Source organism: Halarchaeum sp. P4, assembly GCF_051195175.1.
Taxonomy (GTDB): domain Archaea; phylum Halobacteriota; class Halobacteria; order Halobacteriales; family Halobacteriaceae; genus Halarchaeum.
In genome coordinates, this window is record NZ_JBNTKC010000003.1 from 50,881 (window position 1) to 63,350 (window position 12,470).

General features: G+C 59.8%; 8 protein-coding genes, 2 pseudogenes and 1 CRISPR repeat array. Of the genes and pseudogenes, 2 read left to right on the plus strand and 8 right to left on the minus strand.

The genetic code is table 11. The features are described 5' to 3' along the window. The first annotated feature begins 341 nt into the window (after window positions 1-341). A CRISPR array of direct repeats spans window positions 342-768; the repeat unit is 30 nt; unit sequence GCTTCAACCCGACTAGGGTTCGTCTGTAAC. A 103-nt stretch (window positions 769-871) separates the two neighbouring features. The 3 genes and pseudogenes from cas2 to ACQUS8_RS11465 form a co-directional block, all read right to left on the minus strand. Continuing rightward, window positions 872-1,135 carry a CRISPR-associated endonuclease Cas2 gene (gene cas2, locus ACQUS8_RS11455; protein ID WP_435101113.1) on the minus strand — a complete coding sequence of 88 codons (264 nt, stop codon included), beginning with the start codon at window positions 1,133-1,135 and terminating at the stop codon, window positions 872-874. Window positions 1,136-1,138: 3 nt separating this feature from the next. After that, window positions 1,139-1,333, minus strand: a pseudogene (locus ACQUS8_RS11460) (type I-B CRISPR-associated endonuclease Cas1b); the annotation flags it as partial. Between the two features lie 394 nt (window positions 1,334-1,727). Next, window positions 1,728-1,901: pseudogene (locus tag ACQUS8_RS11465) on the minus strand (type I restriction-modification system subunit M N-terminal domain-containing protein); the annotation flags it as partial. A 327-nt stretch (window positions 1,902-2,228) separates the two neighbouring features. Here ACQUS8_RS11465 and ACQUS8_RS11470 point away from each other — a divergent pair. Further along, complete coding sequence (locus ACQUS8_RS11470) at window positions 2,229-3,218, plus strand: hypothetical protein (protein WP_435101115.1); 990 nt, start codon at window positions 2,229-2,231, stop codon at window positions 3,216-3,218. Between the two features lie 268 nt (window positions 3,219-3,486). Here the strand turns inward: ACQUS8_RS11470 and ACQUS8_RS11475 are convergent, their stop codons facing one another. From ACQUS8_RS11475 to ACQUS8_RS11495, 5 genes are read right to left on the minus strand one after another with little or no spacing between them, the layout of a single operon-like run. Further along, window positions 3,487-6,078: a CRISPR-associated endonuclease Cas3'' gene (locus tag ACQUS8_RS11475; protein WP_435101117.1), complete on the minus strand. Its 2,592-nt coding sequence runs from the start codon at window positions 6,076-6,078 to the stop codon at window positions 3,487-3,489. A 10-nt stretch (window positions 6,079-6,088) separates the two neighbouring features. Beyond that, window positions 6,089-6,940: a type I-B CRISPR-associated protein Cas5b gene (gene cas5b, locus ACQUS8_RS11480; protein WP_435101119.1), complete on the minus strand. Its 852-nt coding sequence runs from the start codon at window positions 6,938-6,940 to the stop codon at window positions 6,089-6,091. 27 nt (window positions 6,941-6,967) lie between these two features. Further along, window positions 6,968-8,002, minus strand: a complete 1,035-nt coding sequence (gene cas7b, locus ACQUS8_RS11485) for a type I-B CRISPR-associated protein Cas7/Csh2 (protein ID WP_435101121.1) — start codon at window positions 8,000-8,002, stop codon at window positions 6,968-6,970. 31 nt (window positions 8,003-8,033) lie between these two features. Further along, on the minus strand, window positions 8,034-10,214 hold the full coding sequence (locus tag ACQUS8_RS11490; RefSeq protein ID WP_435101123.1) for a TM1802 family CRISPR-associated protein: 2,181 nt from the start codon (window positions 10,212-10,214) through the stop codon (window positions 8,034-8,036). Beyond that, on the minus strand, window positions 10,207-10,800 hold the full coding sequence (locus ACQUS8_RS11495) for a CRISPR-associated endoribonuclease Cas6 (RefSeq protein ID WP_435101125.1): 594 nt from the start codon (window positions 10,798-10,800) through the stop codon (window positions 10,207-10,209). Before ACQUS8_RS11495 ends, ACQUS8_RS11490 begins: the two co-directional genes overlap by 8 nt. Window positions 10,801-11,376: 576 nt before the next feature. On the opposite strand from ACQUS8_RS11495, the gene ACQUS8_RS11500 reads away from it, so the two are divergent. After that, window positions 11,377-12,408: a helix-hairpin-helix domain-containing protein gene (locus tag ACQUS8_RS11500; protein WP_435101127.1), complete on the plus strand. Its 1,032-nt coding sequence runs from the start codon at window positions 11,377-11,379 to the stop codon at window positions 12,406-12,408. Window positions 12,409-12,470 lie beyond the last annotated feature (62 nt).

Here is a 12,470-nt window from a genome sequence, read left to right on the forward strand (position 1 = left end):
ACCGTCCGTGCAGCAAGCAGACCGCTATGACACGTCGCGAGCGATAGCCACCTTCAGAAGCGAGAGAATGCCGATAACGACACCGCTCCCGTACGGAGACCAAACCCATACCTAAGCCAGCTAAGTTAGCTACCTTAGGTAACTTAGGGTAAACACCAACCCCACACCACCTCACCCTGACTCAAGTCTACCCAGAACAACGTACGTTGAGCCCGCTACCAACCGCATTACACGCAAACTCAGTTAGTGCTCGACCGCAACGCCACACCTAGCACATCTACTACACCCTCGAATATCCACTAACCCGACTGGACATCTCCCGTCACTACGCGCCAGCAGAAGCTTCAACCCGACTAGGGTTCGTCTGTAACGTTTCTTCTCAGCCGTTCACGGGATGGGGGTTCCTCGGCTTCAACCCGACTAGGGTTCGTCTGTAACCTTGAGGCGGATAGAGTCGCCGGCAACGACGTACGGCTTCAACCCGACTAGGGTTCGTCTGTAACTCGTCCTCGGTCTTGGTGTCCTCACACCACTCGAGGCTTCAACCCGACTAGGGTTCGTCTGTAACCGTCCCCATCCCCGCACCATACTCGTCGGGCGAGACGCTTCAACCCGACTAGGGTTCGTCTGTAACTGAGACGTCGAGCACTATCTACCGTCGGGCAATTGAGGCTTCAACCCGACTAGGGTTCGTCTGTAACACCAACCCGTCTGCGTGGAGCTCAGAGACTCGACGACGCTTCAACCCGACTAGGGTTCGTCTGTAACCATGGCCTGTTTGCCGGCCATATCGGTGCTACTCAACGATTCCACATCAGTATTTTCGTCGACCAGTAATTCCCAGTGAACCCCCGGGGGGTCGACGACAGAGCTACAGAAACTGTTGGTCGTCCATTGGGTCCTCACTAAAGACCGACCGGTCAACGTATTTCTCCGAGGCCATCTGATAGACCATCACGGATTCCCCGGTATCTAACATGGACTCCACTGTTTCTTTGACTTCGACGAGTTGTCCTTCAGTGAGTTCGCCCTCAAAGACAGAATTCTGAACGTGGGTGAGGTACCGACGGGGGTATTTGAGGAATTTCGCTGTTCGTTCAGCCTGGACGTCATAGACAACGATCGCGTAGGGCACGTACTACCACCACCGTTTGAACGGGAGATAGTCCTCACCGGTGAGGAGATGCTTTTTCAGCTTGTATGCTTCAATCCGGAGGAGGTATTGATAGCTCACCTTTCGGTTCAACCGGGGATGCTCAACTGTCTCTTGGAGTGTTTCTTCGAAGGCTTTCGAGAATGTTTTTCGACCACATTCAGTCAGAAGACAGCTATTGGCGAGCTCGCGGTCGGCGTCAGTCCGGCAGATCAACACGTCGGCGGCACGTCGCTGATTAATGAGCGAGAGAGCGCCGATTTCAGCTGCCTTCGCTACGTCGACGTAATCGGCGTATGCCTGCTCGCCGACGTCCAGTCATCGTGAAGTCGTCAATAGTAGTGCTTGACGGCGACCGCCGCTCACAGTAACCCGACTCAGTTCAACTGTAACCACGCAAGCGAATGCGCAGACGAGCAACTACGACGTGCTTCAACCCGGACTAGGATTCGTCTGTAACCATGGCCGAACCAGCCACTATGCGCTCCATTCTCCTATCTATTCATCAACAGTTCTCCTCAAGCCACTGAGCGTGTGCTTCGTAGTCTCCAGTACGCGCTTGACAGTAGATTGACTGACTGTAGTCCTCAACGTTCTCGGTGTACTGCTTCTCAAGCTCGTCCGAGATGGATTTGTAGTAGACGAGCGGGAGGATGAACTCCGTGTAGTCGGTGGAATCCACTGCGTCGCGGATGATGTCCGCGCACTTGAACAGATGAGAATCCAGTTCGTCCAGCGAAATAGACAAGCAGGATAGTACCTCTACGCTATTTTATTTTCTGCGGTGATTCCCCTTCTCGATGAAATCCGCTATTCAACCGCGGATATTTGAGGTAAGGCACCATGTTGACTGATTGGTGGACTTAGAAAAATGACATCCACTCTGCTACGGCGGCAACTGCTCGCTATCGGACTGGCGGTCTTACTGGTGACGGCGGGTTGTGCCACGAGTTCAACAACACAGGACACGACTACGAGTAGAGAGACGACAGCAGTGGTAACTCCCCAGACGACGACCAGCCAGAACACGCAAACTACAACGTCAACGACATCGGCTCCGACCACAGATACAGCAATGGAGGAAGCACAGCCCACTACTACGTCAAACTCCACAAATACGCTCGTTCGGGGGAACATAACTTATCACAATGCATCCGCCGAGAAGTTAGCGGCCGTCAACGGGACGATGGTGCAGTTCTTCGAGAAACTCCCCGAGAACAAAAGCGAGCGGATGGCCACCGTCGCAACGGCGGCGGAGGAAAGTTGCAACATCGGGCGAATCAGTGAGAGCCCCGTCAAGATGGCCTCAGCTACTCACAAGCAGGGTCAGCAACTCTATCAGGTTGCTCGGTTGGTGAACGAGAAATTCAACAGTCAGATACAACCGAACCGGATACGGAGCGTTGCCCAGAGCGCGCGAAAGGTCGGGCAATACGCAACTATCATCGGGACCTACAACAACTACGTCAACGCGTCGTGTGCGTTTGACCGCGACAAGCCAGAGACGGTCGAAGACTACTACCTTGCGACTGCGTCACTCGGCTTTGAACTCCTGCTGTTCCAGTACGGAATGTACTATAAGACGGCCTCAAAGATAACCAGAGTAGCGTCACACACGCATACGTATCGTGCTATTCAGGCTACTTTCGGGGATAAGGCACTCGGCACCGTGATGAGCGGCACGTACTGGCTTACCCACGGCACTCTTGGAGCATCCCCTGATTTCGTTCGAGATAGGTTAGACCAGATGGGTATCTCAGCCAGCTCGAACGTCTCCAGAGCGAACTACAGCGTTCATGTCGGGCAGTTCGTGGGTACCGAGGTCGTTCCGAGGAACATCTCCAAGGGAGCGACTCGTTGTGTGGGGCAAGTAATGAACGAAATGGAGGATAGCAGCGGCCTATGGGGTAGTGTCACGGACAAGATATCGGGTGTTGCCAACATCCAGGGGACACTTCGTGGTGGCTTCTCAACTTCAGAGGTGCTGGAGACTGTCAAGGGAGTGGACGCGAAGAACCTCACCGACAAGCAGATACAGAAGGTTCAGAAATGTATGCGGGGTTAACAGTCGAGAGACGCACCGTAGGGGGTAGCGTAGCCATCTGAACCCGAGTTGCCGTTACTGTCTGTAAGGCGGGCATTTATAAATAATGGTCGTGTGATTAGGAGGTGAGAACGAGTCAATTCCGGTTCTCAGGCGTGAAGCGCCCGCAGACGGCGGTTATGTCGAGGAGCGCTTGTGGAGTCGGATATTCGGGTAACCGTGGGCGAATACGACTGGATGGACGCGAGTGATCACGTACCGCTGTTGGTGACGGTTTGAGACGGTTCGATCATCGAATACCAAATACGGTGTGATAAGACTCCTCGCGGGCGTCCACCAACAGATACCGTGAGTTACCGATCGTAACCTCGTCCGTCCACATATTGGGGTCAGTACTGACCTGCGCTCCTGGATACTCCCCTATGTCGCCCGCGTCTAGTTCGCCGCCGAGTAGGTCGGATCGTTCCGGGTCCGTAAGGCAGGCAACTACATCCTCGTAGTCCTCAATTCCCTCAATCATGTGTTCGCCCGCTAGTTCGGACATGGACGCCGAGTTGACGGCGTCGGCGAGCCGCTCGCTACCGGGATTCAGCGCCCCCTCAAACAGCGATTCGTAGAATTCGTCGACAGTGTCAGAAATCATCGTTGCCTCGTCGATGCTGCCGTCCTCAGCGGCGTGCCGCCGCAGGACGCGGCCGGTTTCCCGGAGGAGCGGGAGCGCGTCGCCGCCGTCGCCGCCGTGGATTACGAGCGAGGGGACGGCGCCGCCGTCCTCCGGTTCGGCGAGCCGCCAGACGACCACGTCGCCGGTGTCGCCGTCGAACGAGCGGTTGCACCGGCCGCCAGACTGGACGATGTTGGGAATGGGCGCGTAGTCGCGGAACACCGTGTCGAAGCTCACGTCGACACCGGCCTCGACGACGCTCGTGGAGACGAGGACAACCGATGTCTCGCCGTTGAGGAGCGGATCTGGGTCGTCCTCGCCGCCCGCCGCCTCGTCGTAGAGGGCGTCGATGAGTAGTGCTCGGTCGTCGGGCCGCACGTCGCCTGAGAGGTAGGTGTAGATTGTGTCGGCGTCTCGCTCGGCCACCGCGTCGAGCGCGAGCCGCCGGAGGCGGACGGGCGACGGCAGTTCGCCGGTCGCTTCCACGTGGCCGTGGAGAAGGCGGCCGAGCTCGACCGAGGAATCTCCGTCCGCCGCCATAGTCGGTGTGGCGTGACGGTAGAGTTCCTCGGCACTCGCCCGAGTGTTGCAGACGGCGAGGACACCGCGTCCATTCCGTGCGGCCTCGGACACCCGACTGCCTGCAGTGGGGTAGTCAAGCGTCGTGTACTCGTCGCCGAGGTCGGTCTGGACGGTATCGTGCAGCCGGTAGGTGACGCGTGGGTGGGCTGCGAGGAAGTCCGTGTACTGGTCGGTGTCGTCAGTGAGTTCCCGCGTGTCGAGTTCATCGGAGCCGTACTCGACGATGCCCGGCTGGGTGGCTGTCATCAGGATCACGGTGGCGTCGTAGGTATCGACGAGCAGCTCCACGAGTTCGGGGACGATCTGCCACCAGTCCTCGGGGATTGCCTGCGGCTCGTCTATCACGACGACGGCCTCGTGGAGCGAGGGGACGCGAGTAGCCTGCCGAGCCGTCGGCGCCGCGAGCGACTCGAAGAGCTGGACAGTCGTCGTGAGGGTGAGGCCGCTGAGCCACGATTCCGCGTGAAGTGCCCCCGGCGAGCGGCCGATATCGGCGTCCGTATAGTGGTCGCCGAGGCCGGTGTAGGTGTCCGAAAGGTGATGGTGAAGCGTGAATGCCCGACTGTACGGGCTGACACCGAACACGGACTGGATCTCGCCCGCGGTCTGGTCGAGGATGCTCGTGTAGGGGAGGACGTACACCAGTCTGCTGTCGCTGATGTCGGCCGCCTGAAGGCCCGCGGAGAGCCCGGTGTACGTCTTGCCGAATCCGGTCGGGAGTGTGATCAGTCCCACGTCATCGGATTCAACGAGCGCCTCAACGTTCTTTGTCGCGTCTTTTCGGGCCCGGTCGCGGAGACAGTTGAGATTCGCCAGCACACCCTCTCCCTCCTCAAGGTCGTCAACGTGCTGGTCAAGGACCTCTCGGTCGGGAGGCGTCCCGCCGATGTCGTCGTCTTTGAGTCCGCTCGCCGCGGTCTGGTCGGCGAATTTGAGTGCCGTCCAGAGTCGAACCACGTCCCCATAGTAGCCAACTCCGGTGACTCTCTTTCCCATTCCGGCGAAGTACACAAGATGGTCGTGGGCGCCGTCGATTGGTTCCGTGCGGTCGTCGTGCCACTCGCGGAAGTCATCCCACGACCCCGCACCACTGGTCGCCGCCTGGATGACGCGGTCGGCCCGCTCCGGCACCTCGTCGCCGATGTCCGCCAACTGCTCGTTGACGCGCTTGTACGTCTCTCGGACTTCGACAGTGGTGCGACCGTAATTCTCCGCCAGCTTGGACGGTTCCGGAGGCGACCGCGTGTCGTGGTGGCCGGCAACCACGAGTGTAGCTACCTCCGCTGCGTAATCGTTGACCTCATCGTGGTGTTCAAGCAGGCAGTATAGAGTGACGAGAGCCCCCGGAAAGGCGTGATACCGGTACTCGTCCGGTTTCCGGAAGGACTCGCCCCGGAGGTACTGCTGCGCCCAGCGGGTCAGCTTGGCGAAGTCGTGAGTGAGACCGACCACTTCTGCAACCGACTCTGCCGGCGTCTCGTCAGCTAGCGTCTGCCCGCGGCAGGCTTCAACCATCCGGTCGGCGACCGTCTGGAGGTGTCCTTCGTCATCAAACCGACCCCCCTCGCCGATGAGGAGCGTCGGCTCGCCGTCGTCAGTGTTGGCTGGGTGTGAGATGTACTTCTCGAAGGTCATGATTCGCGTGTCAGTAGAGGACGACTTCGTGGTCGCCGACTGCGTGCGTCCGCGAGGCGTCCACCGGAAGGCGGTCATCGCCAGTCGCGTACGTGATGTTGCCGAAGGCCGTTGTCCGCCGGCCGCTGTCGGTCGCCTCCATGTAGAGCGGTGCCCGTTCGCGGTTAATAGTGATTCCCGGTCTGGGAACAACCGCGGAGTCGTCGTACGCGGCGGAGTCAACGGCGTCCGTGGTGGCGGATTCGACCGTGTGGGTGTCCACGTTTCGGATGTCCGCGATACACTCAGAGAGGCCAAGCGCCGGCGAGTAGTGGTACCGCGAGTTTTCAAGGCGTTCCCGCAGTTCGTCGTGGACATCCTCGTCGGTGAGTGCGACGTAGACGCGGTACACTGGGTCGACCAGCATCTCGTAGGTGTCGCGTTGGCGAGGCGTCTCCATCAAATCCTGTCTCCCCGATTTGTCCCAGTGTTCGAGATACGACTCCGGCGTCAGCATTTCTGCACCATCCCACCAGTCCTTTTCGAGCGGGAGATACTGGATGGCAGCTTCGTTCGTGTTGACCGTCGTGATCCCCATCGTGTACGTGTGGGGCAGCTCCTTCGGGACGACCGCGACCGCGGACGACGATGGGGAGAACAGGTCGTAGTAGCTGTCTCGCGGCATTCCCAGGATTCCCGCAAGGAGGCCCGCAACGGTTGTCCGCGGCGGGACGCGGTAGCTGGGCTTGGCGCTGTTGTTGCCCACCTTCCGGAAGTGGGCGAAGTCGGCGGTCACGTCGAACCCAATGCAGGTGTCGGGGACATACCGGTCGGTCGACGAATCGCCGCCATCGGACGCGTAGTCGGTGAAGTCTTGTTGCATCATATGTGGAGAAGTAAGGCGGCGGTGTCAGTTCGCGTACCGCTCGTACACGTCGTAGGCGTCGACCGTCTCGGCACCGAGGGCGTCCTCAAGGGCGGCGTAGAAGGCCTCGCGGTCACCCGTCTCGCCGTCGGGGAGCGCGAAGTCAACTGCGCTGTCGGCGGTAACGTGGACGGTGTCGATTCGCGCTTCGTTGTCGTCGAGCGCAGTCACGAGTTCCGAGACGTCGAGGTGGAAGTCGTTCGTTCCCCGAATCTCGTCCTCGGGCAGGTCGCTGGCCACGCCGATGCGGTCGTTAAGTCGCCCGATCTCGAAGCCGTCGCGCTCGTACTCAACGCGGACGTAGAGACGGGGCTGCTGACCGGCCTTCGAGCGGGTGACGGTCTGGTTCTTTAGTGCTCGCCAGCAGAGCGTGTCGAGGCGCTCAACGTCTTCTTCAGTAAGGTGGGTGTCTTTGGCGGCGTTATCGTTGATTCGGCCGCCGAATCCGATGACGCCGTAGCTGATGCGGTTGTCCGTGGCGAATGTGCCCTGATCTTTCTTGCCGTCCTCTTCGTCGTCGTCCTCGTTGGCGATAACGGTGGCGAGCTGCTTGGACTCGGTGTTGCGGGCGACCTCGTGGTAGCTGCGTCCGTGGTTGAACTGCACCGGCCCCTCGAACTGGTCGGGGAGGTCGTCGGCCAGGTCCGTGTCGAGCGAGATGGTGGCTCCGAAGTACCGCACGTCCGCGGCGGTCTCCACGAACGCCTTGAGGAGTTCCTCGGGTTCCGCGTCTTCGGTGCTGACGCCCATTTCTTCCTCGACGGCGTCGTACATCTCCTTGCGGGTCAGCACATCGTCGTTGGGGTTAGCGATCAGCACGACGTGGCCGTCTTCCGCGAGCTGGTCGCGGAGGTACCGTTTGAGTCGGACGTCGGTGACGACGCACTGCCCGGTGACGGGGTCGATGCGGGGTTCGTTGTCGGCAGTGAGCGGGTCGCCGTTGGGGTTGGTGTCCTTGGCGTCGATAACGAAGGCGATTTCGGAGCGGTTCTGAATCGTATCGTCGGTGTTCTCTGTCATCGTTGATGGGGTGCCTGGTTGATCAAAGGGGTCAGTCGTCAGTCTGTGCCTCGGCTGCTGCCGCCTCGTCCTCGTCTGCGTCGTCGACCGTGGTGTCGTTCTTCCCGTAGGTGAGGCCGAGCCCGTAGTGCATCCGGAGATCGTCGGTGGACAGCTCCCACTCCTCCGGCGGGCGACGGTTCACGATGTCGTTCAGTCGGGTGATGTACCGATCATTCATCAGCATCCCTGCGTTCTCGTCGTCGTCTGAGTAGTGTGCATTCTTTTCCAACACCTTGCCGAGCGTGGTGGAGATCCTGCGCCGCGTCATCGCGTCGATGGGATGCTGGCGGACGACGGTACGGGAGATGCCGTTGCGACTCTGGTACGCGGCGACGCGGCCGACCAGAGCCCCAAGGAGGAATGCCGCACGGCGCTCCTCGTCCTCAGCGAGGGCGGGATGACTGTCGATGAACTGTGCGAGTCGGTCGTCTCTGTCGCTGAATCCGGTGGTGTCGGTCATAGTGTCGGTGGTTGCTGGGAGGGCTCGCAGGTCGTTCGAGGACGGGTTGCCGAGGACGCCCGCGCGGGCGAGCGCCTGCATCTGGACGTACTGGCGCGTGAGCAGTGACTCCGGCAGTTCCTTGCCGTTCTCGAATGCGCTGCGCTGTTGGCTGATTAATCGCGGGACGTATTGCGCGAGGAGCCAGTCCGGGTCGATGTGGCCGTTGGATGCGAGCGCGGTGCTGGTCGCCTCCGCGCGGAGGTCGGTCGTCCCGTGATCATCCTTGTCTTGGTCCGTACTCTGGTGGCGGAAGGTACTCTGGAAGTAGCCGCCGGTCAGGACGCCGGTGACGACCGGAGCGTTCGACCGGAGGTACTTGCTTCCCTGCTTGTCTCCGTCGCCAGTTAGCCGACCGTAGGACGGCGAGGGGAACAGGGGTGGCGTGCTTCCGTCGGGGGTGACGAGGCCGTCGGTCAGCACGTTCGTGTGTGCCCGCTGGATGGCGCGAATCCGCTCCGGGTCGACGGACGGTTCTTCCCCGATGAACTTTCGTTTGTTCCCCGGCTTGTACGCCGCCACGTAGTGGATCAGGAAATCGTCGTGCAGCGGACTGAGGGGGTCTGTGGCCACGTCCCCGATGGTGCTGACGGCCGCTCCCGTGTTTTCGCCGACCTTCATCGCCAGTTCGTACAGGGCGACAGCCTGTTCGACCGTCGGCTCCGGTACGTACGGGACGTAGTACGCTGCCGTGTTCTGCCCGAGTCTCTGGACGAAGTTCTCCAGCAGCGGCACACCCGAGGAGACAGCGAACGCGGCGTCGGCGGTGAGCGGCCGCTGTCGCCAGCTCTCGTCAACTACGAGATTGGGGAACTTCTCGGCCATCTTTCCCTTGTACCGCTGGAGCGGCGAGTCGCTCAGCCCGAAGACCTCGCCGGTGTCGCCGGTGATGTATCCCTGTCCGTCGCCGGCCGCGTCGCTGGCCCCCGAGTACGACCGCATTCCCTGCTCGATCCAGCAGTTCAACATCGCCTCGTTAATCGCGTCAACCTCTCCGGGGTAGACGTACCGGTCGGATTCGGAGAGCTTCATGCGCACCGAGAAGATTGCGTCCACCTCCTCGCCGAAGGCCTCGCGGGCCGTATCCGGCGCCTGCGCCTCAATAGCCTCCATCAACGCGTCGTCCTCGCCCACCTCTCGGAGCGCCTCAAGGATCCAACCGTCGTCGTGTTCTGTTGCCACATCCTTCACCGCGTCGTAGTCCGCCCACCGGGTGAGTGGCTTTGCAACGGGCTCAGCACACTCTTCAACGCCGACGGTCTTGTCGTGTGCGAGCGATCGGGTATGTCCCGAGGTGCGGTTCTCCTGCCGGCTGAACCCGACACGAAGCATCTTCTCGCGGTCAAGTGACTCAACGACGAACGGGGACATATCGTCGTTCGGTACCTCGTCGATTTCGCCGGCCTCGCCAAGGGTTGGTTCCTTGCCCGTGAGGTCGACGAGGACGCTGAAAAGACCGACCTCCTGTTCGTAGTATTCGGTCTTCGACTCGTGAGTCATCCGCTCAACGTGCCGGTCGTCGATCGGCACGTCGTACTGCTTCGCCGTGTTCAGCGCGTGGAGCTTCCCGTAGAGGTACGCGATGTCGTACAGCGAGGCTATCGGACGTCCGAGGAGCCCCTCCTCAATGTCGTCCGCGTCTTCGTCGGCGTTGAGAGCGATCTCACTCATCGTTCTCCTGTCGCTTGTTGAGGAAGCCGAAGCCGAGCGGCGTCCGGCGGCCGATACCTACGTCCAAGGCGAGGTTGAGGTGGCGTCGGTGGTGGTCGTCGCGGACGCGGTACGGGAACCGCCACTTCGACACGAGCACCGTCCATTCGGTGCCACCCGACAGCTGAACATCGAGCCAGTATTTCTTGATCATCTCGTACGACTCAAATAGCGGCGGGTCAACTTCCTTCGGCCCCAAATCACTATTCGGCATGAACCGGTCGTGGTTACGCTGGAGTTGTGTTTCTACGTGCTCGAAGAATGCCTCCATTCCGTGGTCCGGCCGCCAGAATGTCTCATCGTCATGCTCATCGGGGTCATCAAGGAACTGTGGTGGGGTAACGGCGTACACGCCAGTCGCGGTTTCGAGGACACCCTCAGTGCCGGGTGGGCCGACATCCGGGTCAAGTGGCTGCGCATCTGTTACGCGAAATGGCATCGTGCCTGCGTGAAGTTCTTGATTCTCTAGAAGGTCGGCAGTGATGTGTGCTAATTGCTCCTCGCGTGGAGAAGCGATGAGCAGTTGGCGTTTATCGCCTTCGTCCATAGATCCCCATGGATACGGGTTTGAGAATGAGAATCCGGGTGTCTCCACGCCATGTTCATCGTATGGGGTGTTACGGAGTGTGTCCCAGATTTGTGCCCGGAGTCGACCGTGATACTCCGGATCATAGGATGCGTCCATCTCTGCCTGTAGGTCAAGCAATACCCTCATCGCATCACATCCATCATCTCGCTGATTCTGGCGTAGTAGAGTGATGAATGCCGTAGCCCACTTTGAAATCCATTGGGGGAGTGAGATGACACAATCCCAACCCGTATCTCTATTATAATAATACTTAGGGAGAAATTGAGTTTAGGCTCTATCTCGATTTTCGTCCGGACTCCATCTCATTTGTCCCTATTTGTGATCATGGAAATCTCAGCGCGGCTAAAGTTCGTCTAACCCCACGAGTGCCGCCAGCATTCTCGACAATCAATTTGGGGGAGTGATAAGATCGTCAACAGGCCAGGAGAATGCATATGAAGCACCCGCTAATCGCCGAATAGCGGGTTACGTGCGAGATCAATAGATTCCGTTACGTCCGATACTAATTTAGCACGGTTGACTAATTGTAGTGTGATGGACGACTCGACTCGCCTGGTCCGCGACGCAACAAATCGATTCAAGCTCAAAGTCTCATTACCTGGCGGCCGCTACCAACTCTCTCTTGACGACCGCGCCGCAATCTTCCTCACCGACACCCTCGGGTATGCAGAGCGGGACACAATCCCGAATCCGCTTGTTCCGTTGCTTGTTGCGATGGGTGATGCATGGTTTCCGCGTGAGCGCGACGTCGACCAAATCATCGACGACCTCCCCGATAACGGCCAGCTCTCCAAACGTGAACAGGCTGCCGCCCACGCGTACGTCACCTCAAACTACGTTCAAGAACGACACGTCTCCCGCGTCCTCAACGCCGTTGACCGCACACCACTGGACACACTCACCCGCGACGACCTCAAAATCAACTCCCTCCCAAAGCCACCAGGCGATATCGACCTCAACACCACCGCCAGTGATACTGACGCAGATCGGTCACAGTCAAACAAGCAAGACGGGGACACGGATGTTGACGTCGCAGACCAGGAGGAGTTACGGGAACGCTTCGAGGACATCCCGGGAATTGGCCCGCATCGATCCAAAGCCCTCGTGAAGACGCCCTATGCGTCCCTCGAGGACCTCGCTGATGCACGTCCGACTGACCTCGCCGCCACGAGCGACCTCTCTGAAGGGATTGCTGCGGTCGCAATCGAAGGCGCCCGCGAACTCGTCGGCCACGTTAAACCGATGGAGGACCGACTCGAATCCCAGACCGGCGTTCCCGCCGCCGAGTTCGAAAAGGCACTCGCCTCCCTCGCTGCCGGCGGCATCCCCCCATCCGACGCCGAACCAACCCTCCGCATAGTCTATGGGCCGACCATCGCCGATATCGACGCCGTTAGCGGCGCTCAAGCATACTACCTCTGGGAAGCCGGCTATCACACACCCACAGACATCATCACCGCCTCACAAGACGAACTTGAAGCCGTCACCCAACTCGGAAGCGCCACCGCACCCAAAATCCAGACTGCCGCCCACGACCTACTTGACGGGCTTACCGACACCGCCTAAGCCACCACTTCACAACCGCCTCTCTAGATGGTGGCGGCGTAATGTGCCGTCGGTCCATCACG